Genomic DNA, 22,862 nt, shown 5'->3' with positions numbered 1-22,862 from the left:
ATGGATCATTTCGGTCTGTAGGTTTCAGTCATTTGTGCGGTTTGATCGTCCGGAACCCGCAGCTCAGTGCTCTGGACAGGGTGGCCGAGGGCTTCTTGCTGGGCCAGTCGCAGGCTTTCGTAGTAATAGCGCATGCGTTCGGCTCCACCTTCGGCAAAAGCACTGGTTGAGCCCAAGGCCATCAGGCCGGCGAGAATCATTGCGGTGCGTTTCATGGTTTGCCTCCCACTACAGATGTCGGATGCCTTTCGTCCATGAATCAATGAAGCAGTGTCGAAATGGCATTATCCGCCGAATCCGTTAAATGGGAATTAACTTCACCAACGGCCTTCGTGGCTATCGCGGGACGGGAAGCCTGCTCGGAGAAGGTCGCGAGCCGGTGCGGAAGCAGTGCAGACTGCTCCCGCTTGAAAGGAGGGGGTCAGGCGAGTGGGGCGCGTTGCGTCACAGCCAGGGGCTGCGTCTGGCCGGTTTGCAGCAACAGCCGCAAATGCGCCAGTTCCTGCTTCAACTGATCGCGTTCGTCTTTCAACTGGCGCAATTCATCGCGACGGATTGTGACGTAAAGGGTTTGTGCTGGCAGTGCGGTATGTACTGTGCCCATTGCTCACCTCGCAAATGGCGTGTCTCAACTGTAGGTACGCCTCGAAATCCGGGGCTGACCTACTATCGGCGCCAATTTTGATTTCTTTTGCCCCCAAAGGGAACTTTTTTATTTTTCATGGTCGTTGTGTCTTCGGTTTGATTCCCGACGTTAACCATCAGGATCGGGCACAATGCCCGGAAACTTCACGCCAACGCTCTGGACTAACCTCATGAGTCGCGTTGGGCTATAACCTTTGACACACTTTTATTTGTAGTAGGGAGCATCAGCACATGCAACTCGGGATTATTGGACTGGGCCGCATGGGCGGCAATATTGCGCGGCGCCTGATGCTCAACGGGCACACCACCGTTGTTTATGACCGCAATACCGCCTTTGTCGAAGCCCTGGCCACAGAGGGCTCCACCGGCGTCACCGACCTGCCAGCACTGGTCGCTGGCCTGGCCAAACCGCGTGCGGTCTGGGTCATGCTGCCGGCCGGCGCGCCGACCGAAGAAACTATCGACACCCTGAGCACCTTGCTCGAAGCCGGCGACACCATCATCGACGGCGGCAACACCTTCTATAAGGACGATATCCGCCGGGCGAAGACCCTGTCGGAAAAAGGCCTGCACTACATCGACGTCGGTACGTCCGGCGGCGTCTGGGGCCTGGAACGCGGTTACTGCATGATGATCGGCGGTGATGCCGAGACCGTTAAACGCCTCGACCCGCTGTTCGCAACCCTGGCCCCGGGCATGGGCGACATCCCGCGCACCAAGGACCGCAAGTCCGACGACGATCGTGCCGAGCGTGGTTACATTCACGCCGGTCCCGCTGGTGCCGGGCACTTCGTGAAGATGATCCACAACGGCATCGAATACGGGATGATGCAGGCGTTTGCAGAAGGCTTCGACATCCTCAAGACCAAAAACAGCGAGAGCCTGCCGCAAGACCAGCGTTTTGACCTGAACGTCGCCGATATCGCCGAAGTGTGGCGCCGTGGCAGCGTGGTGTCCTCGTGGTTGCTGGACCTGACTGCCGACGCCCTGGCCGGCGATCCGAAACTCGACGGTTTCTCCGGGTCCGTGGCCGATAGCGGTGAAGGTCAATGGACCATCGAAGCTGCCATGGAGCAAGCGGTGCCGGTGCCGGTGCTGTCGAACTCGCTGTTCTCCCGCTACCGTTCCCGTGGGCAAGGCACCTTTGGCGACAAGATTCTCTCGGCCCAGCGCTTCGGCTTCGGCGGCCATGTGGAGACCTCGAAAAAATGACCCACGCGATCCGCAGGAAATCCAAGGCTGAACCCGCGCCGCCGACCACGCTGTTCCTGTTCGGCGCCCACGGCGATCTGGTCAAGCGCCTGCTGATGCCGGCGCTGTACAACCTCAGCCGTGACGGTTTACTCGGGAATGGACTGCGGATCATCGGCGTTGACCACAACGCCATCAGCGATGAAGGCTTCGCGAAAAAACTCGAGGACTTCATTCGCAACGAGGTGGCCACCAGGACCGGCAAGGGCGATCAAGCCCTTGACCCGGCACTGTGGGCCAAGCTCGCCAAAGGCATAAGCTACGTCCAGGGCGACTTCCTGGACGACAGCACTTATCAAGCGCTGGCGGCGAAAATCGCCGACAGCGGTACCGGCAATGCGGTGTTCTACCTGGCCACCGCGCCGCGTTTCTTCAGTGAAGTGGTGCGCCGCCTCGGTTCGGCCGGCTTGCTGGAAGAAACCCCCGAGGCCTTCAGAAGGGTAGTGATCGAAAAACCCTTCGGCTCCGACCTGCATACGGCCGAAGCCTTGAACGCTTGTCTGCTCAAGGTGATGACGGAAAAGCAGATCTACCGCATCGACCATTACCTGGGCAAGGAGACCGTGCAGAACATCCTGGTCAGCCGGTTCTCAAACAGTCTGTTCGAAGCGTTCTGGAACAATCACTACATCGACCACGTGCAGATCACCGCCGCCGAAACCGTCGGCGTGGAAACCCGTGGCAGTTTCTATGAGCACACCGGCGCGCTGCGGGACATGGTGCCCAATCACCTGTTCCAGCTGCTGGCGATGGTGGCGATGGAGCCGCCCGCGGCGTTTGGCGCCGATGCGGTGCGCGGCGAGAAAGCCAAGGTCGTTGGCGCGATCAGGCCCTGGACGGTGGAGGAGGCCCGCGCCAACTCGGTGCGCGGCCAATACGCCGCCGGTGAGATCGACGGCAAGGCACTGCCGGGCTATCGCCAGGAAAACAACGTCGCCCCCGACAGCAATACTGAAACCTATGTGGCCCTCAAGGTCATGATCGATAACTGGCGCTGGGTCGGCGTGCCGTTCTACCTGCGGACCGGCAAGCGCATGAGTGTGCGTGACACCGAGATCGTGATCTGCTTCAAGCCGGCGCCCTATGCGCAGTTCCGCGATACCGAGGTCGATGAGCTGCAGCCGACCTATCTGCGCATTCAGATCCAGCCGAACGAAGGCATGTGGTTCGACCTGCTGGCCAAGCGTCCCGGTCAGGCCCTGAAAATGGACAACATCGAACTGGGGTTCGCCTACAAGGACTTCTTCGAGATGCAGCCGTCCACCGGCTACGAGACCCTGATCTACGATTGCCTGACGGGCGACCAGACGCTGTTCCAGCGCGCCGACAACATCGAGAACGGCTGGCGCGCCGTGCAGCCGTTCCTGGATGCCTGGCAGCAGGACTCAAGCGTGCAGAGCTATGCCGCCGGGGAAAACGGCCCCAAGGCCGGCGAAGAGCTGCTCACCCGTGACGGCCGCGTCTGGCACCGCCTCGGATAACACTATCTCCTGTGGGAGCGAGCTCGCTCCCACAGGAGGCGGCAGTGTCAGAGCCAGTAACTCACCGCATACCACCCGAGCAAGCCCATCACCACGGTGTACGGCAATGCCATCCAGACCATCCGCCCGTAAGACAGGCGCACCAGCGGTGCGATCGCCGAGGTCAGCAGGAACAGGAATGCCGCCTGACCGTTGGGCGTCGCCACGCTCGGCAGGTTGGTGCCGGTATTGATCGCGATGGCCAGGGTTTCGAAGTGCTCACGGGTCATCTCGCCCGCCATGAAAGCGCGCTTCACTTCGGTGATGTAAATGGTCGCCACGAACACATTGTCGCTGATGGCGGACAGCAGGCCGTTGGCAATGAACAGCATGCCCGGTTGTTGGTCTGCCGGAAGCGTCAGCACCCAGTGGATCAACGGGGCGAACAGTTGCTGATCGTGAATCACCGCGACCACGGCGAAAAACACCACCAGCAATGAGGTGAACGGCATGGCGTCCTTGAACGCGGTGCCCAGGCGGTGTTCGTCGGTGATACCGGTGAAGGCGGTGATCAGCACGATCACCATCAAGCCGATCAAGCCCACTTCGGCGATGTGGAACGCCAGCCCGGCAATCAGAATCAATGCCGCAAAGCCTTGCACCAGAAGCGCTGCGCGTTGGCGCGTGGTGCGCTCGGCATTGTCTTCGGCGGCGTAGTTGGCCAGCACCGCACGGACGTTATCCGGCAGCAGCGTGCCGTATCCGAACCAGCGCAGTTTTTCCAGCAGGACGCAGGTTACCAGCCCGGCAACCAGTACCGGCAGGGATACCGGCGCAACCCGGGTAAAGAACTCGGAGAAGTGCCAGCCCATTTCATGGCCGATCAGCAGGTTCTGCGGTTCGCCGACCAGCGTACAGACACCGCCCAGCGCGGTGCCCACGGCGCCGTGCATCAGCAGGCTGCGCAGGAAGGCGCGGAACTGTTCCAGATCACCCTGATGCAGGGTGGGCAGATGTTGGTCGTCGCTGAACTCGCTGTCCTGGCGCGGATCGTTGCCCGAGGCAACGCGGTGATACACCGAGTAAAAGCCTACGGCGGCACTGATGATCACGGCGGTCACGGTCAGGGCGTCGAGGAACGCCGACAGAAAGGCCGAAAGAAAGCAGAACATCAGGGCCAGCAGGGCCTTGGAGCGGACCCCGAGCAACAAGCGCGAGAACAGGTACAGCAACAGGTCCTTCATGAAATAGATACCGGCCACCATGAACATCAGCAGCAGGATCACCGGGAAGTTGTGCAGCAACTCGTCGTACAGCGCCTGGGGCGTGGTCATCTTCAGCAGCAGGGCTTCAATCAACAGCAGGCCGCCGGGCATCAGCGGATAGCATTTGAGCGCCATGGCCAGGGTGAAGATGAACTCCAGCACCAGTAGCCAGCCGGCAGCCACCGGGCCTGCGGTCCAGAGCACCAGGGCATTGAGGATGAGAAAGCCGACGATGCAGGCCTTGTACCAACGGGGCGAGTGCCCGAGAAAGTTGTGCGCGAACGCCTGGGCCATTGAACCGGACATCGGCTGCTCCTTGTCTTGAGAAGCGCGCAACTTGCCGCAAGCGCACCAGAAGATCAAGCGCAGGAAAAATGCCGGTGTTTATCCCTGGAAGCGAGCGACGACCGCCTTGTAGTTTCCGTGCAGCGAATAGCCTCCAACGACGATGTTTCCATCGGCTTGCGCGGCGACACAGGTGGCGGTATCCAGGCTGGGGCCGAGACGGGTACGTGTATAGCCGCTGCCTTTGCCAAAATGGCGATCGGGAAGGCCGTTGGGCAGGCATCGCCCGAGAATGAAGTCTGCTTCGACGCCGCCGATGGTGGCGCCCGCCGTCAGCACACTGCCATCGGGCTGTAGCTGCGCGGCGGTCCACTGGCATCCGCTGTAACCGATATCCCGCCGTTGCGGGTGTCCTCCGTTGCAATGAGTGTCGGGTCGGCCGTTGCTGTGCATTTTGTATGTCAGGCAGTGCATTGGCTCGCAACTGCTGCCATAACACAGGATGTCGCCTTCGTTTTGCTGAACCACCCGGTTGACCCGGGCGCCATGTCCTTGCGCCTTGAAGGTCATGAATCCGTCCACGGCAAAACGGTCGTCGAGGCGACCGTCCGGGTGATAGCGTGCCAGCAAGCCTTCTTCAGGGAAGTTGATCGATCCACCGACCAGGATTCGACCATCGCGTTGTACCGTCAGGCTGCTGAGCCAGGTATTCATCAGCAGGTGCCGGACCATCACGAAGCCGCGGCCGTTGAACGAGTAGTCCAGCGAGCCTTCGACATCCAGTCGTATCAACATGCCGACGTGATCGGCCAGTTCGAAGTGATGGTTGGCCAGGATCAGGATCCGGCCGTCTTGCTGTACGGCCACATCGCAGGCTTCTGCGCCCGGCACACCGGGAGGGAGCCATTTATCACGCATGCCCAGGGACAGACCGCCAGGCAATCGCACGACACGGCGGCCATTATCGCCAAAACCTTGCACCAGGCGGCCATCCTGATCCAGCAATGCCAGGGACGGGAGCGTGCGGTGCGCGTTTTCATATTGCAGGCCGGCCAGCAGGATATTGCCGTCGGGCAAGACCAGGACCTTGGTGGCCATGGCTTCGAACCCCGGTTCGAATTGCCCGATGACACTGCCTTGTTTGCCGAACGTCAGGTCTGCGCAACCATCGGCGAGTAAACGGGCCAGGCCAAAGCGGCTGCCATCGGCCATGCCGACTTTTGCGGCTACCAGCAAGCGACCTTGGGCATCGATCGCAACGTCATTGGCCAGGCTGAAAAGACTGTCGGCGAAATAGACCTGGGTTTTGCCGTTGGCGGCAAACGTCGTATCGAGGGCCCCTACGTTGTTCCGGGTGGCGGAGTAGGCAAAAGCGGACTGGCTTGACATGCACCGCATCTCCTTGCGAGTCGTCCTGATCCAGAAGTTTGGAGGGCGACTGTATTAGGAGAATATTCAATCCCTGAACGGGGAGATGCACAACTGCAAGAACTAACAGACGGAGAGTCGCTGTGTGCCACAACAGTGTCTTTTCGAACCAATGGCGAGCCTGCAAAGTATCAGGTGCATGCAAAGTTCGAATTAAGAGTGTCAAGTAGTGCGCGCGGCCAGAAAAACCTGCGAACTAAACACAGGAAAAGGGCGCGGATTACCCCGGAGTAATCCGCAAAACGATTAGTGCGGCATTGACCACGACTGCAGTGTGTAACCTTCCTCGCTCAATTCGGCGCGAGCCTGTTCCAGCAGCAGTTCGAGTTGCGCGGGATCGGAATAGGCGCTGCTTGGGATCTGCTTACGGCCAATGCTGGTGCTGGTGCGGTCGATTACGGTCAGGCTGAGTTCGCCATTACCGTCTTGTGGAGCCCAGGCCACACATTTGAATGGTTTAAATGCGCGGTCGGCAATCAGAAGTGCTTCGTTGATACGGAGCGGGGCGTTCATAGGGTCTTCTCTCTGTGTGCCCAATCAAGTGATAGGCCGACGGTTGGGCTTACCGTTCAGCTGGTTACTTGTACTGATGCCCGCAACCGGGGTTCGGGTCACACACAATCAAAAGAAATTTCCACTTTATTTCACAGGCTCAAGAATGAGCCTGACGTTGAAAGCTGAATGAAAGGAAAGAGTCGTTAGGTGACTAACATAGTCGCAACTTATAACTGGTTTTATGGCAGTCCTATAGTCAAACAGTACAAGGCCCTGTCAAATTCTTGCTAATGTTACAGTTAGGTCTGCCAAATGACTGTTTTTAATAAAATTTCGTAAATTTGGCGCCAAGGAACAGTCATGAGCGATGCGCCTGCCTTACGACGTTTGTTAGTGGTGGACCCGTGTGACGATTGCTATCGCCTGCTCCCTGGATTGCGCTCGATCGGTTGGGACGTTGACAGCTGCACGCTGGAAAACGCCGTTGACCGAACCTGTGATGTGGGCTTGCTGCGCTTGCAGCCCTCTCACCTTGCGCACCCGGAGGCTGTCAAGGAATTGATCAGCCGCAGCGGCACCGAGTGGATAGCCGTACTCAACCAGGAAGTACTGCGATTGCAAAATGTCGGCGACTTTGTCTGTGAATGGTTTTTTGACTTTCATACCTTGCCGTTCGATGTGTCCCGGGTTCAGGTCACGCTGGGCCGGGCGTTTGGCATGGCACGCTTGCGCGGGCAGGGTACGGTCCATGTTGACCAGCCCGAGCACGAATTGCTGGGCGACAGCAAACCTGTCCGTGAACTGCGAAAACTGTTGAGCAAACTGGCTCCAACCGAATCTCCCGTGTTGATTCGCGGTGAAAGCGGCACTGGCAAGGAACTGGTCGCACGAACCCTGCATCGTCTGTCCCAACGTCACAGCAAACCCTTTATCGCGATCAATTGTGGGGCGATCCCCGAACACTTGATCCAGTCCGAGCTGTTTGGCCATGAGAAAGGCGCATTTACCGGCGCGCACCAACGCAAGGTCGGACGGATAGAAGCCGCCAACGGTGGCACTCTGTTTCTCGACGAGATCGGTGACCTGCCGCTGGAGTTGCAGGCCAACCTGTTGCGGTTCCTCCAGGAAAAACATATCGAGCGGGTCGGCGGCAGTCAGCCGATTCCTGTGGATGTGCGGGTTCTGGCGGCGACGAACGTCGACCTTGAAGCCGCCATCGAGAAAAAACGCTTTCGCGAAGACTTGTACTACCGCTTGAACGTACTGCAAGTGGCGACTGTTCCGCTGCGCGAGCGCCATGGCGACCTGGCGGTGCTGGCCAACCACTTTTCCCATTTCTACAGCCATGAAACCGGGCGCCGCCCACGCAGTTTCAGCGACGACGCGTTGATTGCCATGGGCAAGCACGACTGGCCAGGCAATGTTCGCGAACTGGCCAACCGCGTCCGTCGCGGCCTGGTGTTGGCCGAAGGCCGGCAGATTGAGGCCCGAGATCTGGGATTGATCAGTCAGCATGCAATCGCCGCACCGATGGGTACCCTCGAAGAATACAAGTCCCGGGCCGAACGCCAGGCGTTGTGCGATGTATTGAATCGCCACAGCGATAATCTGAGTGTCGCGGCCAAAGTACTGGGTGTGTCGCGTCCGACCTTCTACCGGTTGTTGCACAAGCACCAGATTCGCTGAATCCCGGTGGGAAACCCAAAACCCGTTGCAATTGCAGCGGTTTTTTTGTTTGGGTCAGAAGTAGTAAGGGAGTTTCAGGCTGAACTGGAAGTCCGGGGCATCGTCCGTCATGCCGATGGACAGGTTGGGCACGATGGTCAGGTTGTCGGTGGCCGCAATGGTCATGCCGATGTTGAAGTAACCGGCGTTGGCATCGCTGGAGACCACCGACTGCCAATCCCCGCCATCTTCCTTGAGCTTGCTTTTGCGTTGCACCAGGTCAGAGACCGAGAACGACATGCTCATCTTTTCGTTCAAGGCGAACGCAATACCGGCGCCAATCTGGAAGCTGTCGCCAATGCGAACTTTGCCCGGTGTCTTGAGCGCCGGGTTGGAGCTGATGTCGTCGAAAGACTCTTCCAGGTTGTAGGTGTAGGACAGGCTGCCGAACAACACTGCCGGATCGAACGTCTTGACCAGCGAGATCCCTGGCGTGATCGACCAGACGCCATTACCGGTAGGCAAGGATTCAGGCACGGCCAGGTTTGAGTTATCGGCCACCCGAACCAGCTTGATGCCGAACGGGTCTTTGCCGGTAGGCGCCTTGACGCGCAAGGTCACCACGGCATCCGGCGTGTTGGCCGACTCGTCGAGGAATTTGTAGGCGATACCGAAGTTGACGTCACCAATGGTCGGGTCTTGCTTGACGGTATCTTCGGTCGTGACGTTTGCGGTGCCGTTATTGCCGCCACCGGACTGGTAGGTGGACTGACGGTAGACCACCGGTACGTTAAGGTCGAACTGCCAGCGATTGTTGAAGTTGTAGCGGCCGGTGAGGTCAAGCGTCCAGGTGTCGGACTTGATCCGGTCCAGGTTGATGGCGCCGAGGAAGATCGAGTCCAGGGCGAGAAAACCATTGAGCACAAGTTGGCGGGTATCGTATCGGGAGTAGGTTATCCCGGTTTCGAAACTGAACTTGCCGCCGCCGAAGAACCCGCTGGCCTCGTCATACAGGTTCGAAACGCTTTGCGCCGGTTGCGAGTCATTGGCCAGCGATTGTCCATAAGAGCTGCCGCTGCCCCCGGCGGCACCCCCCGAGGCCGCCGCGGTGCCGGTGCCGACGCCTGGATTGCCCTTGAGGTCCGCTGGCGACTTGGCCAGGCGTTTGGGAGGGGGGGAAGCGGGCTGGTCCTCAACCTGGCGGACCCGTTGTTCGAGCACCGCCAGGGCTTTTTGCTGTACTTCGTAACGTTGTTTCAACTCCAGGAGCTCTTGTTTGAGAGCCTCCATTTCCGGGTCAGGTGCTGCCTGCAACATCGCAGCGGGAAGTAGAGCACTCAAGCATGCGACTGCACGCAGTGATACTGATCGGTACATGAAATAAGCCGTCCATTTGTGCCCAATGGTCCAGACTCAGCGTAGTTCAATAGCCCATGGTCCGTAATGCAGCGAGTTGGTTGAGGTCGCAGTCCAATGCACCCGCACTCGGGCCATTATTGTTGAGCACTACGTTGAGTTGAGTCATGTTGTCGACCATATTGCTGCTGCCCAGCAACCGGGTGTTTTGCAGCAACCCGCCTTGGGCGACTTGTTGCAGGCTTGTGCCCTGGTTGTTGTTGGCGGTAATGGCCATCTGAACACCGCCGCTGGTCGCGGATACGGCGACACTGCCTGCGGCATTGCTGCCGGTAATGGTTTGACCGGCTATCAGCGCCTGGCCCTGGCTCGGCACCAGTGCAGGGGCCGTGCTGGCCTCCTTGACGTTGATGGCAATGTTGTTGTTTGCGCTGTTGCCATCGCCTGCGGCCCGTGTGACCTGGGTTATGCCCCGGGAAGTGCTCAGCCCATCGCCCCCCGACACGTGACCGCTACCCGATTTGGGCGAACCGCCATGACCGGATTGCTTGATGGTTGAAACATAGAACTCGGGTTTGACCGTTGCAGCTTGAAGCTGCATCGAGCTGGAGGCTCCGATCAGATCACCACTGGCATTGCGCCAGGTGCTGCTCATGACAACACCGAAGCTGATGACCCGCCCCGGCATCACATACCGGCCACGCAACTCGGCCAGTTCCTGGTCCTTGATTTCGATGGGTCTGAACTCTTCAGCAAAACCTGAAGTGGTCGCTGCCAGACAGGCAGCGACCACCCAATACGAGGTTTTCATTTGCTGCTCCCGGAGCGTCCTGCCCCCTATCATCTTATTGGCGATTAAAAGAAGTCGCTCTGTATGAAACCAAAATCCATCAATTCAGCATCTTTGACCGGGTTGAAGTTATCCATCTTGTTCTTGGCTGTCAGCGGTTCCGGAGGACTGCGTAACGCATTGGTTTTTTCGTAACCGGGACCGACAATGGCGAAGATAATGCCATTCCAGCCTTTGACAAAGTCATCATGGGAGTAGCGTTTGTGTCCGAGTACCGGGTCGCCGATATAGACCCAGTTCTTGTCCGCCCGCTGCAACACCACGAAGTGCTTGTAGCCGCGAATTTCCATCAATACCACCACCGGAATCGTCACTGCTTCGAGTCTTTCCGGCGGGATCTTGTAGCCCCGGGCGCGCATGCCGATGCGTTCTATGTAGCGCTTCATGTCCAGCATGGAAAAACCCTGGGTACGCACAAGTTCCTGGTCTGCGGTGACCAGCATGCCTTTGATGATGTGCTCTTCATCGACGTCGAGCCAATAGGCCTGGCGCAGTATCGTTGCCAGCGCGGCGGCACCGCAGCTGAAATCGGTTTTCTGTTCGACGATGTCGCTGAACTTGCGCTCGCGTAAACTCTGTACGTGCTTATACACCAGCACACCACCCGGCAGGGCGGCGACCGGCATCTGTGCAGCCTGGGTCAGGCCAGACAGGCAGAGCAGGGCGAAAAGGACAGTCTTACGCATGATCGATACGCCTTGGGACTGTGGAAAAAACCCGTCGCCGGAGCTTCCATTGCAATCGCGATTACTGACAAGACTTGCAGCCCGCGGCGATGGACAGCGAGTTGCTTTGCTGGTTGCCCACACCAGACGATACGTTGGCTCCGCCGTTGCCGGAGAAGTTGTTCATCGAACCCGTTATCGAAGCATTGTTGGTTACAGGGGGTTTCCAACCCTCTGGCGTTATCACTTGTTGAGTGGTTACGCCAGACAGACCCAATACACCTACGGCTACGAAATCAGTCGTGTGGCCGTTATTGGTGACGTTCAGCCCGGACGTGCTTTGGTTGGCCGCCGCCGCCGCTTGTGCTACGCGACCGCCCGAAACGGCAATCGCCAGGTTGTTTTTCTGTTGGTTGAACTCGCCGGTGGTCACGTTGATGCCGATGTTGCCGGAACCGCTGTTGCCTGAATTATTGAGCGTTGTATTGTTGGTGTTGGAGTGGTTCCTGGCGGCGTTGCCGGTGCTCTTCTGAGTCGCGCTGGAGACGGCGACCGCGGTGCCGAAGATGAAGCTTTCGTCAGCCGTGGCAAGGGCGGCGGCATTGTCTTGTTGGTTGCCGTTACCGGCTGCAACGTTGGCTCCCATGTTGCCGTTGGAGTTGTTCAGGGAGTTATCGACTTTAGCGTCGTTCCTGGTGTCCCGGTTCAATACGCTGCTGTCACTGCTTTCCTGCGAGTCCATCACGACGGCCCCGGCGCCTGCTGTAATCTGCAGAATTTGTTCCAGCGTCGGGCCTTTGGGCTGATGGTTGTTGCCCTGTCCATTGCTCTGGCCGTTGCCCTGCTCGTGATCATCCAGACCGCCTGCTTGTGCTGCGAATGCCATCACTGCTGCCAGAGCGAAAGCCAGTGGTTTGAGAGCAGTTGTCGGGTTCATGGTGTTTCTCCGTGCTCATTAGTTGGTCAAGTGTTGGTACGTCCTTGATCGCACTGTATCGGGGTCAGTCAGCGACCCGGATGCTCAGGGTGTTAGCCATTCGGTTCCCCACCCCGGCGCTCTGGTTCACCTGGATCACGCCCCGGCTGCCGGTGAAGGCCTGGTCGCTTGTCACGACCTGGCGACTGCCGTTTGGGGTGCCAGTTGCTTCCGAGTTCGGTAACAACGCCACGTTCTGTTGAGAAAGGGCACTATCGTCGATGGCTTGCGGTGCAGCGCTGATGCTGACGCGCATGGCGTTGGCCATCTGGTTGTTCGCCCCGGCGCCCTGGTTGACGCCCAGTACGCCATTGCCATTACTGAAGGCGGCGCCGCCGATGGTGGCCGTTGCATCCATCGACGGATTGGCGGGCGTGGTGATTTTCTGCTGGACGTTGGTGGTCGCACCGGCCTGGGTATCAATGGCGATCGCGCGGACGTTGGCCTGCTGCTGTTGATCGCCAGCCGCCTGGTTGACGTTGAAGTTGCCGCGGTATTGAGTACCGGAATCCCGGAGGGTGGCGGTGTTCACCGAACTGACGCCCGAATCGGCCATCACGCCGGTGCAGCCGAGCAGGGCTAGTAACAGCAGGGATCGACTCATCTCATTGGCCCCCCGCCATTTTGCCCAGTGAGCCGAGGCCGCTGCCCATGGCGCGGTTGATGGTTCCGGAAATCGCGCTGCCACTGCCACCACCGTGGCCGACGGACATGCCGGGCATCCCGTTGGGGTTGGTGACGACGTTGAGGCCTTGCAGGCCACCCAGGTTTTGCCCGTTGCTGTGGTTAAGGGCCGTTCCGGTGGTGACCCCGGCAATGTCGGCGTCGCTGAGTTCGCCGGTGACGCGGGCCGATGGGTTGGCATTGAGGGTGTTGGGGTTTGGATCTCTGCCGCCGCTGCGACCGATAGGGGTTGAGTGAATGGTGCGATCAAGCACGATGACGCCATTGCCTTCGGCTTTAGCGTCGAAACTGAAAACCGTGCCTGCAGCGCTCGCGATCAGCATCAGGCACGTCAAGGCTTGTTTATTGAGTATCCCCACGACGGTGTTACCTTCTCATGTGGGCTGACCCTTGTCGGCTTTATGAAGGTGAGAGCGAAAGCTGTGCCGGTTTTTGAATATCTAATTGATTCAATGGCTTATGGATGTTGGCCGGATTCCCTTTGTCGAGAATGTTTCAAAGGTGAGACAAAACCCTGCGCAGGAAGCCTGCTAATGTGGATAAACCGCTCTGGAACAAGGGTTTCAGCGACGTTGTATCAATGACTTAACAAATCTGATGTTCAAGCGGTGAAGGGCGCTGAAATGGGTGGTTTGAGGTAGGGAAGGTGTTTCAGGGCCGGACACTTTTCCCCCGGGGCAGGGGGGGATGGTGGGGAATTTGCCCCAAACGCCGGTCAGGCACCGAGCAATCGGGTTACGGCGTCCAGTGCCTGGAATCGGCGTTCGGCCCAATTTCCGTGGAGTGCTTGAACCGGTTGTGCGTGGCGCTCGAGCCAGGCCAGGGTCTGGTCGAAAAATGCCTGGCGTTCACTCAATCGGGGCTGGCAACGCTGGCCGTCATCCGTCCATTCGACGTGTTCCGGCGACAGCAGCAAGTGCAAGTTGTAATGCCGATCCAATAGTGCTTGTTCGATCCAGGCGGGGCAGTCGCCAAACAGGGTTTGGCTCCAGAGGATATTGCTCAGCAGGTGCGTGTCGAGGATGAGCAACGGCGGCTGTTGCGCCCGCGCTTCGTCCTCCCATGCCAATTGACCGCGGGCGATGTCCGGAATGTCGGCCAAGGTGGTGTCCCGCGGATTCTGCTCGATGAACCAGCGCACATACTCGTCGACCAGAACCCCGCCGAAACGTTGTTGCAACTCGGCCGCCAGCCAGCTTTTGCCGCTGGATTCAGGGCCGGTGAGTACCAGGACTTTCATGCGCGCAACGCCGGATCGGCGCGCCATTCACGCCAGCCGAGCACGGCAATAACGGTGAACAACCCGTACAGGGTGGCGGTCAGGTACAGGTCTTTATAGATGAACAACCCGACGAAAATCACATCCAGGGTGATCCACAGTGGCCAGCACTGGAGACGTTTTTGCGCCATCCAGACTTGCGCCACCAGGCTGAATCCGGTCAGTGCTGCATCGAGCCAGGGTTGTGCCGCGTCTGTCCAGTGGGCCATGGCCGCCCCCAGCAACAGGCTGCCGAGTGCGCCAATGGCGAGGCTCAACGCCATGGGGCGGGCATCGAGTCGACTGACTTCACGGCCATGGGTCGTTTCACCTACCCGTGTCCACTGCCACCAGCCGTAAAGCTGCAGGGCGGCATAGACGACTTGCAGCAACATGTCCGAATACAGCTTCACCTCAAAAAAGATCCAGCTATAGAGCAGCACCATGACCAGGCCGATGGGCCAGCACCAGGGGTTCTGTTTGACCGTCAGCCAGACGGCAATGACACCGAGGGCGGCGGCAAACAGTTCAAGCCCGGACATGGAGGCTCCTTGGGAAAATCGAAAAGGGGGCGGATTGTAACCGGATTGGCGTCGGGAATCCCGTGGCGCAAGGTGTGCTTCATTGGCACGCGATAACGCGGCAGCGCTAATCGGACTTGTCTGATAGGATTTCGGCCCCGCACGGTTAATCCCGGATCAGGATTGTTTTTTCACAGGATTTTGACGGTTCTGTGGTGATCCTTGATGCGCGGGCTTCAGCTAGGCTGATCGCAACTCAAGCTTTTGAAAAATACTAACGGGGCATGCCGGCGCGCATAGCCTTTTGGGGGATTGATGGATCTTTGGACCGCCTTTCAGGCATTGATTCTTGGGGTTGTAGAAGGGCTGACCGAGTTCCTGCCCATTTCCAGTACCGGCCACCAGATCATCGTGGCCGACCTGCTCGGCTTCGGGGGCGAGCGGGCGATGGCGTTCAACATCATTATCCAGCTGGGTGCCATCCTGGCGGTGGTATGGGAGTTTCGACGCAAGATCTTCGACGTGGTCATCGGCCTGCCGACCCAGCCGGGCGCACGGCGGTTTACCGCGAACCTGTTGATCGCGTTCTTGCCGGCCGTGGTGTTGGGTGTGATCTTCGCCGACCTGATCCACAAGTACCTGTTCAACCCGATCACCGTGGCAACGGCGCTGGTCGTGGGCGGGTTCATCATGTTGTGGGCCGAGCGCCGGCAGCATGAAGTCCACGCCGAAACGGTGGATGACATCACCTGGAAAGACGCCCTGAAAGTCGGCTTCGCCCAGTGCCTGGCCATGATTCCGGGCACTTCGCGTTCGGGCTCGACGATCATCGGCGGGTTACTGTTCGGCCTGTCGCGCAAGACCGCCACCGAGTTCTCGTTCTTCCTGGCGATGCCGACCATGGTCGGCGCAGCGGTGTACTCGGGCTATAAATACCGTCACCTGTTTGTCCCGGCGGACTTCCCGGTGTTCGCGATCGGTTTCGTCACGGCGTTCGTCTTCGCGATGATCGCGGTCCGCGGGTTGCTCAAGTTCATCGCCAACCACAGTTATGCGGCGTTTGCCTGGTATCGCATTGTGTTCGGCCTGATCATCCTGGCGACCTGGCAATTCGGCTGGGTCGACTGGAGCGCGGCCAAGCCGTGAGTGACTCAAGCTCGCGCAATAACCCCGGGCGCCAGCCCGGGGGACAGATCCGCCATCCTCGGCTGAAGTGGCTGGTGTTCGCAATCCTGTGCGCGTTGCCGCTTTCGGGTTCGGTATCGTCATGGCTGCACGGGGTGTCGTTGATTCCCCTGGCGGCCTACGGCATCGTCAGCGTCGTGACGTTTTTCCTGTACTGGAGCGACAAGCGCAAGGCCCGCGCCGAGCAATGGCGGACGCCGGAGAATGTCCTGCATGCGCTGGAACTCGCCGGTGGCTGGCCCGGCGCTTTGCTGGCCCAGCAAGCGTTTCGGCACAAAACCCGCAAAGTCTCCTACCAGTTGGTGTTCTGGATCATCGTGCTGATGCACCAGGTGTTCTGGATCGATCACCTGTTCCTTGGCGCACACCTGTTCGCCTTGTTCTGATAAGACAAGGCGCTAAAGCAACAGGCCGACTTGAGTGCGCTTTGGCAGCCTGCTGACCACCAATTGGTGGGAGCGGCGCAGCAAGCCCTGTAGTTCTTCGCTGCCGAGCGGGTAGGGCGTTTCCATGATGATCCACTGGGCGCGCGCCAGATAAGGCGCCGGATGAATCCCCGGGCGGTCGCAATGACCGAGAAACAGATCCTTGTCGACCTTGAAGGCCAGGGAATCACCTCGCAAGCCCTGCAAGGCGAACATCTTGTTCCCGGCAATCGAAAATACTCGCACGCCGCCCCATTTATAGTCTTCCCGTGCTCCGGGCAGGGTAAGGCAGAATTTCGCGACATCCTCTTCGCTCATCCGTCCGGCTTTCATAACACTCGTTCTCCACAGGCATTGAATGACTCGACCAGATGGTCAATCCAGGCGCGTACTGCCGGCATCACTCCGCGTCGATGAGGATAGACCGCTTGCAACCAGCCACCGGGCAGCGACCAGTCGGGCAACAACTGCACCAGTGAGCCGTTTTCCAGTTCCTGCTCGCAATACATCATGGGCAGCATCGTAAAGCCGAGTCCAGAGAGGGTGCTGGCCTTGCGCACAATAAAGTCATCGATGCCCAGCCGGGCCTCGAGCGCCAGTTCACAACTTTTGCCTTTTTGATCCAGCATGCGGATATGCACCATGCGGTCGGCTTCCAGAGCGCCGAGCACCGGCAGGCTTTTCAGATCTTCGGGATGGGTGATCTCACGGCCAACGAGGAAGCCGGGACTGGCGACCATCAGCATCTGCGCCTGACGCAGGCGGCGGGTGACCAGCAGCGGGTCTTCGTCGCCCAGTTCCCGTACGCGCAGGGCCACGTCAATGCCTTCGTTCACCAGGTCGACCCGCCGGTTGAGTAACATCACCTCCAGCTGGACTTGCGGAAACCGCTCCAGAAAGTCGCTGATCACCCCCGGCAATATTTCATGGGCCAGCCCGACGGGGCAGGACACCCGCAAACGCCCGCGGGGCTCGCTGGACATGCTGGCCACGGCCTCGTCGGCCATTTCCGCCTCCAGCAACATCGCCTGGCAGTGCCTGAGGTAGCGTTCACCGACGGCGGTCAGTTTCAGCTGTCGTGTGGTGCGTTGCAGCAGCCGTGCGCCGAGGCGCTCTTCCAATTCGGCGATACGCCGTGACAATCGGGACTTGGGAATGCCCAGCAAACGCCCGGCCGCGGCGAATCCCCCGGCTTCCACGACTTTGGCGAAGTAATACAGGTCGTTGAGGTCTTGCATGATCTGAATCCGATTGTTCTATCTGTGGGACGAACTATCGCATTGTTACCGCCTAATCAGCTATTGGTTTCGCCTGTAGGATTAGTCCCATCAGATCGCCCTTGTGGGCGATCCTCACTTGGAGATCCCACATGAAACTGCTGCATATCGATTCGAGCATCCTGGGCGACAACTCGGCATCCCGTCAGTTGAGCGGTGAAGTCGTCAAAGCCTGGCAAGCCGCCGAGCCAACCGCCGTGGTGACCTACCGCGACCTGGCCGCCGACGCCATCAGCCACTTCTCCGCCACCACCCTGGTCGCCGCCGGCACCACCGCTGAACTGCGCAACGCCGCACAACAGCACGAAGCCGAACTGAGCGCCTCGACCCTGGCCGAATTCCTGGCTGCCGATGCCGTGGTGATTGCTGCACCGATGTACAACTTCACCATCCCGACTCAACTGAAAGCCTGGATCGACCGCATCGCGGTGGCCGGTCAAACCTTCCGTTACACCGAAGCTGGCCCTGAAGGCCTGTGCGGTGGCAAGAAAGTCGTGATCGTTTCGACTTCCGGTGGTATGCACGCCGGTCAGGCAACCGGTGTTGCCCACGAAGAGTATTTGAAGTTGCTGTTCGGTTTCATCGGCATCACCGACATCGAAATCGTCCGCGCCGAAGGCCTGGCTTACGGTGACGACGTGCGCAACAAAGCCATGAGCGCTGCCCACACGCAGATCAGCGAGCAGTTGTTCGCCGCTGCGTAAGGCTTGCGTAAAAGTAAGCAACCGTTCAGGTAAACCCCAAAAAACTCTGTATTCTGGTTACGCAAGTACCAGCTACGGAGTTTTTTGTTTCTGGTCGTTTCAGATTGTGGCCCGAGTTATGCAGTCCAGGGCGTACGTCTCAAGTCCGGTAACAAGGTGGGGCATCCATGATGCGTCTTTGTGCAGCTTTACTGATTTGCCTGCTCAGCAGCCTGAATACAGTGCGCGCCGCACCTGCACCACATCCTCACTGGAGCGTCGGCTTCCACGAGATGACTTTTCTCGACCCGCTGGACCTGCAGCCGATGCGCGCCATCGCCTTCTATCCTTCCAGTGATCGGGAGCACACCAGCAAGCTCGAGGGTTACACCGTCGAAGCCGGGGAGGACATCAAGGTCGCCATCGGCCGGTTCCCGATGCTGATGCTGTCCCACGGAAACACCGGCACCCCCCTGGCCCTGCACGACCTTGCCACGTCGCTGGCGCGCAAAGGTTTTGTCGTGGTGGCGGTGATTCACCCCGGTGACAACTCCAGGGACCACAGCCGACTCGGTACTTTGAGTAACCTGTACGGCCGGCCGATCCAGATTTCCGAAGCCATTACCGCGACCTTGGGCGATCGTATGCTGTCGCCGTTCGTCAACGCCGACCAGGTGGGGGTCATCGGTTATTCGGCCGGTGGCGAGACCGCATTGATTCTATCCGGCGCCACCCCGGACCTGGATCGCCTGCGCCGGTACTGCCAGGAGCGCCCGGATGACCACGATGCCTGCAACACCCAGGGCGAATTGATTGTCGACCGCGATGACCTGCAACCGGTGGCCGATCCTCGCGTCCACGCCTTGATGCTGATGGCGCCGTTGAGCCTGAAGTTCGGCCGCCACACCCTGGCCGATGTGCATGTGCCGGTACTGCTTTACAGCGGTGATGGCGACAAGCTGGTGGCTGTCGACAAGAACGCTGCGGCACTGGCGCGCAAACTGCCGACAGCGCCTGACTTCAAGCTGCTGGCCGGGGCAGGGCACTTCATCTTCATGGCGCCGTGCAATGACGAGCAGATCGTGATCATGCCCGCGCTGTGCACCGATGCCGATGGCGTCGACCGGCAAGACATTCACCGCAATCTGATCTCCGAAGCCGGAAGCTTTTTCTCGCGCACCCTGGGCAGGCCGACCCGGGCCGGGATGCAGACTGCCGATCAGTAGTTTGCACAAAACCCTGTGGTCAGTACCAAGGCTTACGTCATCGAACGGCTCTTGAGCAGCAACGTCAGCCCCAGGCCCGTCACCGACAACAACGCCGCACTGAAGAAAATCCACGCATAACCCAGGTTCAACGCCACTGCACCCATCAACGGGCCGGCGATGGCTAGCGCCAGGTCGAAAAACACCGCATAAGCACTCAGTCCCGCGCCCCGGCTGGAGTTGGGCACCTGTTTGATGGCCTCGACACCTAGTGCCGGGTACACCAGGGACAGGCCGAATCCGGTCAGGCCGGCGCCAATGAGCGCGTACCCGGTCGACGGTGCCAGCCACAACAGCACCAGGCCAACTGTCTCGATGCACATGCAGGCAATGGCTGATGTGAACCCGCCAAAACGACTGATGGCGGATATGAACAGCAGCCGCGACAGAATGAAACACACGCCGAACACGGTCAGGCAGTAGGCCGCGCCAGTCCAGCCGCGATTGACGTAATACAAGGTGATAAAGGTCGTCAGGGTGCCATAGCCAATGGACGCCAGGCTCAGGCTCGCGCCAAACGGCGCAATGCGTCCGAACACGGCCCAGAACGGCAAGCGTTCACCGCGCACCACCGGCACCGAAGGCTTGTTGCGAATCAGCAGCAGTGCAGCCAGGGCCAGCAGCGACAGGGCAATGCCCAGGCTGGCGAAACCCAGTTGTTGCACCATGACCACGCCCAGCGGCGCGCCAATGGCAATCGCCCCATAGGACGCGATGCCGTTCCAGGAAATCGACCGCGCGGTATGCTCGGCGCCCACCTGGCCCATGCACCAACTGATGGTGCCGACGCCGATCAACCCTTGGGCGATCCCCAGCAGCAGGCGCCCGGCGATCAGGATCAGCAGGCTGAGCAAGGGAAGGCCTTGCAACAGGGTCGACAGCAAGGTCAGCACACCGCTGAGCACAATCCCCGACAAGCCATAGATGATGGCGCGCTTGGTGCCAACGCTGTCGGACATCCGCCCGGCCATGGGGCGGCTGAGCAGGGTGGCGAGGTATTGCGAGCCGATGGTCAGCCCGGCCACGATAGCGCTGAACCCAAGTTGCTCGTGGACATAACCCGGCAATACCGCAATCGGCAGTCCGATGCAAAGGAAGGCAACAAAGGTATAGAAGACGATGGAGACGATCTGCAGGGTGATCGCCATGGAGCTTTGCGGGGGCACTTGCTGCACAGACATGAGGGCTCGTTCGCGGGCGGCGGTGGGAGAACTGCATCATGGCGCGGCGTTGGGATAAAAGAAAGCAGGCTAACTACTTTTGCCGTGACATTATCACTGTTCCTCATGGCCTCTTCGCGAGCAAGCCCGCTCCCACATTTTGAAATGCATTCCCCTGTGGGAGCGAGCTTGCTCGCGATGATTCATGCACCAACAAAAAACCTTGGCCCGGAATGCAAAAAGCCCCGTCACATGGACAGGGCTCTTAACTTGTAGCTTGCAGCTTAAAACTGATGGCTGCCTTTAGAACACCACACCCTGGCTACGCAGGTAATCGTCATAGGTGCCGCTGAAGTCGGTCACGCCGTTAGGGCTCAACTCGATGATGCGGGTGGCCAGGGACGATACGAACTCACGGTCGTGGCTGACGAAGATCAGCGTGCCCGGGTAGTTTTCCAGCGCCAGGTTCAGCGCTTCGATGGATTCCATGTCCAGGTGGTTGGTCGGTTCGTCCATCACCAGAACGTTCGGCTTTTGCAGGATCAGCCTGCCGAACAGCATGCGGCCTTGTTCACCACCGGAGATGACCTTGACCGACTTGAGGATCTCGTCGTTGGAGAACAGCATGCGACCCAGGGTGCCACGGATGATCTGCTCGCCCTGAGTCCACTGGCCCATCCAGTCGAACAGGCTGACGTCGTCTTCGAAATCATGGGCGTGGTCCTGGGCGTAGTAGCCCAGCTCCGCGCTTTCGGTCCACTTCACGGAACCGGCGTCCGGGGTCAGCTCGCCCATCAGGGTGCGCAGCAGGGTGGTCTTGCCGATACCGTTCGGGCCGATGATCGCCAGGCGCTCGCCGGCTTCAACGGTGAAGCTGAAGTTCTTGAACAGGGTCTTGCCGTCGAAGCCCTTGGACATCTGCTCGATGGTCACGGCCTGGCGGTGCAGCTTCTTGGTCTGTTCGAAACGGATGAACGGGCTCACGCGGCTCGATGGCTTGACTTCGGCCAGCTGGATCTTGTCGATCTGCTTGGCGCGGGAAGTGGCCTGCTTGGCTTTCGAGGCGTTGGCCGAGAAGCGGCTGACGAACGTCTGCAGTTCGGAGATCTGGGCTTTCTTCTTGGCGTTGTCCGACAGCAACTGCTCGCGGGACTGGGTTGCCGCAGTCATGTACTCGTCATAGTTGCCCGGGAACAGGCGCAGCTCACCGTAGTCCAGGTCAGCCATGTGGGTGCAGACGCTGTTGAGGAAGTGACGGTCGTGGGAAATGATAATCATGGTGCTGTTACGCGCCTTGAGAATGGTTTCCAGCCAGCGAATGGTGTTGATGTCCAGGTGGTTGGTCGGTTCGTCGAGCAACAGCACTTCAGGATCGGAGAACAATGCCTGGGCCAGCAATACCCGCAGTTTCCAGCCTGGCGCGACTTCGGACATCGGGCCGAAATGCTGTTCCAGGGGAATACCCAGGCCCAGCAGCAGTTCACCGGCACGGGATTCGGCGGTGTAGCCGTCCATTTCGGCGAATTCGGTTTCCAGCTCGGCCACGGCCATGCCGTCTTCTTCGCTCATTTCCGGCAGCGAGTAGATGCGGTCGCGCTCGGCCTTGACCTTCCACAGTTCTTCGTGACCCATGATCACGGTATCGATCACGGTGAATTCTTCGTAGGCGAACTGGTCCTGGCGCAATTTACCCAGGCGCACGTTCGGCTCCAGCATGACCTGGCCGCCGGACGGCTCGAGGTCGTCGCCGAGAATCTTCATGAAGGTCGACTTGCCGCAACCGTTGGCGCCGATCAGACCGTAACGGTTGCCACCGTTGAATTTGACCGAGACGTTTTCGAAGAGCGGCTTGGCGCCGAACTGCATCGTGATGTTAGCTGTAGAAATCAAAGGTTTTTCCTGCGAAGCATTCAGAGTAGCTAGGGTTGCGGCAGTACCGGTTCAGTACCCGTTTCCACTGTTCGGACCCCGGGACATTCATCCCGATCGGCAGTGGAAGATCCATCTGGCATTAAGTGGACAGCAGCATGTGGCGCGCCTGGCCCGAGTCAACGTGCGCTGAA

24 protein-coding genes are annotated in these 22,862 nt (G+C 59.3%); 7 read left to right on the top strand and 17 right to left on the bottom strand.

Translation table 11 applies throughout. The features are described 5' to 3' along the window. Positions 1 to 5 precede the first annotated feature (5 nt). Together VC35_RS19685 and VC35_RS19680 are read right to left on the bottom strand one after the other, a co-directional pair. Entirely contained in the window at positions 6 to 215 is a 210-nt protein-coding gene (locus tag VC35_RS19685; protein WP_046042084.1) for a hypothetical protein, read from the bottom strand. Positions 216 to 421: 206 nt separating this feature from the next. Next, positions 422 to 604, bottom strand: a complete 183-nt coding sequence (locus VC35_RS19680) for a DUF6026 family protein (RefSeq protein ID WP_046042083.1) — start codon at positions 602 to 604, stop codon at positions 422 to 424. Positions 605 to 876: 272 nt separating this feature from the next. Here VC35_RS19680 and gnd point away from each other — a divergent pair, with 272 nt between their 5' ends. Both gnd and zwf read left to right on the top strand, forming a co-directional pair. Then, a complete protein-coding gene (gene gnd / locus VC35_RS19675) occupies positions 877 to 1,857 on the top strand; it encodes a phosphogluconate dehydrogenase (NAD(+)-dependent, decarboxylating) (RefSeq protein WP_046042082.1) in 981 nt (326 codons plus the stop codon). Continuing rightward, a complete protein-coding gene (gene zwf, locus VC35_RS19670; protein WP_046042081.1) occupies positions 1,854 to 3,377 on the top strand; it encodes a glucose-6-phosphate dehydrogenase in 1,524 nt (507 codons plus the stop codon). Before gnd ends, zwf begins: the two co-directional genes overlap by 4 nt. A 47-nt stretch (positions 3,378 to 3,424) precedes the next feature. Here the strand turns inward: zwf and nhaB are convergent, their stop codons facing one another. The 3 genes from nhaB to VC35_RS19655 all read right to left on the bottom strand — a co-directional run bounded on the left by nhaB (position 3,425) and on the right by VC35_RS19655 (position 6,847). Then, positions 3,425 to 4,927 (bottom strand): sodium/proton antiporter NhaB, encoded by a 1,503-nt coding sequence (gene nhaB, locus VC35_RS19665; RefSeq protein WP_046042080.1) that lies wholly within the window; start codon positions 4,925 to 4,927, stop codon positions 3,425 to 3,427. Positions 4,928 to 5,005: 78 nt separating this feature from the next. Beyond that, on the bottom strand, positions 5,006 to 6,295 hold the full coding sequence (locus VC35_RS19660) for an NHL repeat-containing protein (RefSeq protein ID WP_046042079.1): 1,290 nt from the start codon (positions 6,293 to 6,295) through the stop codon (positions 5,006 to 5,008). Positions 6,296 to 6,580: 285 nt separating this feature from the next. After that, the gene (locus VC35_RS19655; RefSeq protein WP_007970062.1) at positions 6,581 to 6,847 is read right to left on the bottom strand and encodes a hypothetical protein; all 267 of its coding nucleotides are present in this window, start codon (positions 6,845 to 6,847) and stop codon (positions 6,581 to 6,583) included. A gap of 342 nt (positions 6,848 to 7,189) precedes the next feature. Here VC35_RS19655 and VC35_RS19650 point away from each other — a divergent pair, with 342 nt between their 5' ends. Beyond that, positions 7,190 to 8,515 (top strand): sigma-54 dependent transcriptional regulator, encoded by a 1,326-nt coding sequence (locus tag VC35_RS19650; RefSeq protein WP_046042078.1) that lies wholly within the window; start codon positions 7,190 to 7,192, stop codon positions 8,513 to 8,515. A 54-nt stretch (positions 8,516 to 8,569) separates the two neighbouring features. Here VC35_RS19650 and VC35_RS19645 read toward each other — a convergent pair whose 3' ends face one another. The 8 genes from VC35_RS19645 to pnuC form a co-directional block, all read right to left on the bottom strand. Next, on the bottom strand, positions 8,570 to 9,871 hold the full coding sequence (locus VC35_RS19645; RefSeq protein WP_046042077.1) for a transporter: 1,302 nt from the start codon (positions 9,869 to 9,871) through the stop codon (positions 8,570 to 8,572). A gap of 46 nt (positions 9,872 to 9,917) precedes the next feature. Further along, on the bottom strand, positions 9,918 to 10,661 hold the full coding sequence (locus VC35_RS19640; RefSeq protein ID WP_046042076.1) for a hypothetical protein: 744 nt from the start codon (positions 10,659 to 10,661) through the stop codon (positions 9,918 to 9,920). A 44-nt stretch (positions 10,662 to 10,705) separates the two neighbouring features. Beyond that, positions 10,706 to 11,386, bottom strand: a complete 681-nt coding sequence (locus VC35_RS19635) for a C39 family peptidase (protein ID WP_046042075.1) — start codon at positions 11,384 to 11,386, stop codon at positions 10,706 to 10,708. Between the two features lie 61 nt (positions 11,387 to 11,447). Continuing rightward, positions 11,448 to 12,302, bottom strand: a complete 855-nt coding sequence (locus tag VC35_RS19630) for a hypothetical protein (RefSeq protein WP_046042074.1) — start codon at positions 12,300 to 12,302, stop codon at positions 11,448 to 11,450. A gap of 64 nt (positions 12,303 to 12,366) precedes the next feature. Next, the gene (locus VC35_RS19625; RefSeq protein WP_046042073.1) at positions 12,367 to 12,945 is read right to left on the bottom strand and encodes a hypothetical protein; all 579 of its coding nucleotides are present in this window, start codon (positions 12,943 to 12,945) and stop codon (positions 12,367 to 12,369) included. A gap of 1 nt (position 12,946) precedes the next feature. Then, positions 12,947 to 13,348 carry a hypothetical protein gene (locus VC35_RS19620; RefSeq protein ID WP_263290370.1) on the bottom strand — a complete coding sequence of 134 codons (402 nt, stop codon included), beginning with the start codon at positions 13,346 to 13,348 and terminating at the stop codon, positions 12,947 to 12,949. A gap of 392 nt (positions 13,349 to 13,740) precedes the next feature. After that, positions 13,741 to 14,265 (bottom strand): AAA family ATPase, encoded by a 525-nt coding sequence (locus tag VC35_RS19615; protein ID WP_046042071.1) that lies wholly within the window; start codon positions 14,263 to 14,265, stop codon positions 13,741 to 13,743. Further along, the gene (pnuC, locus tag VC35_RS19610; protein WP_046042070.1) at positions 14,262 to 14,825 is read right to left on the bottom strand and encodes a nicotinamide riboside transporter PnuC; all 564 of its coding nucleotides are present in this window, start codon (positions 14,823 to 14,825) and stop codon (positions 14,262 to 14,264) included. The genes VC35_RS19615 and pnuC overlap by 4 nt, the downstream gene beginning before the upstream one ends. Before the next feature lie 294 nt (positions 14,826 to 15,119). Between pnuC and VC35_RS19605 the strand changes: the two genes are divergently transcribed. After that, positions 15,120 to 15,950, top strand: coding sequence for an undecaprenyl-diphosphate phosphatase (locus VC35_RS19605; RefSeq protein WP_046042069.1), 831 nt, complete (start codon positions 15,120 to 15,122; stop codon positions 15,948 to 15,950). Next, positions 15,947 to 16,375: a DUF1294 domain-containing protein gene (locus VC35_RS19600; RefSeq protein WP_046042068.1), complete on the top strand. Its 429-nt coding sequence runs from the start codon at positions 15,947 to 15,949 to the stop codon at positions 16,373 to 16,375. The genes VC35_RS19605 and VC35_RS19600 overlap by 4 nt, the downstream gene beginning before the upstream one ends. A gap of 12 nt (positions 16,376 to 16,387) precedes the next feature. On the opposite strand, the gene VC35_RS19595 is transcribed toward VC35_RS19600, so the two are convergent. Together VC35_RS19595 and VC35_RS19590 are read right to left on the bottom strand one after the other, a co-directional pair. After that, the gene (locus VC35_RS19595) at positions 16,388 to 16,747 is read right to left on the bottom strand and encodes an MmcQ/YjbR family DNA-binding protein (RefSeq protein ID WP_046042067.1); all 360 of its coding nucleotides are present in this window, start codon (positions 16,745 to 16,747) and stop codon (positions 16,388 to 16,390) included. After that, a complete protein-coding gene (locus VC35_RS19590; protein WP_046042066.1) occupies positions 16,744 to 17,652 on the bottom strand; it encodes a LysR substrate-binding domain-containing protein in 909 nt (302 codons plus the stop codon). Before VC35_RS19590 ends, VC35_RS19595 begins: the two co-directional genes overlap by 4 nt. Positions 17,653 to 17,783: 131 nt before the next feature. On the opposite strand from VC35_RS19590, the gene VC35_RS19585 reads away from it, so the two are divergent. Together VC35_RS19585 and VC35_RS19580 are read left to right on the top strand one after the other, a co-directional pair. Continuing rightward, positions 17,784 to 18,395, top strand: coding sequence for an FMN-dependent NADH-azoreductase (locus VC35_RS19585; RefSeq protein ID WP_046042065.1), 612 nt, complete (start codon positions 17,784 to 17,786; stop codon positions 18,393 to 18,395). A gap of 167 nt (positions 18,396 to 18,562) precedes the next feature. Then, positions 18,563 to 19,600, top strand: coding sequence for an alpha/beta hydrolase family protein (locus VC35_RS19580; RefSeq protein ID WP_046042064.1), 1,038 nt, complete (start codon positions 18,563 to 18,565; stop codon positions 19,598 to 19,600). Between the two features lie 32 nt (positions 19,601 to 19,632). Here the strand turns inward: VC35_RS19580 and VC35_RS19575 are convergent, their stop codons facing one another. After that, entirely contained in the window at positions 19,633 to 20,820 is a 1,188-nt protein-coding gene (locus VC35_RS19575) for an MFS transporter (RefSeq protein WP_046042063.1), read from the bottom strand. Positions 20,821 to 21,102: 282 nt separating this feature from the next. Further along, positions 21,103 to 22,689, bottom strand: a complete 1,587-nt coding sequence (locus VC35_RS19570; RefSeq protein WP_046042062.1) for an ABC-F family ATPase — start codon at positions 22,687 to 22,689, stop codon at positions 21,103 to 21,105. Positions 22,690 to 22,862: the final 173 nt, after the last annotated feature.

It is taken from the genome of Pseudomonas fluorescens (assembly GCF_000967965.1).
In the GTDB taxonomy this organism is placed as follows: domain Bacteria; phylum Pseudomonadota; class Gammaproteobacteria; order Pseudomonadales; family Pseudomonadaceae; genus Aquipseudomonas; species Aquipseudomonas grandcourensis.
Note: the sequence above shows the minus strand (reverse complement) of the source record. Positions and strands in the feature narration are given on the sequence as shown.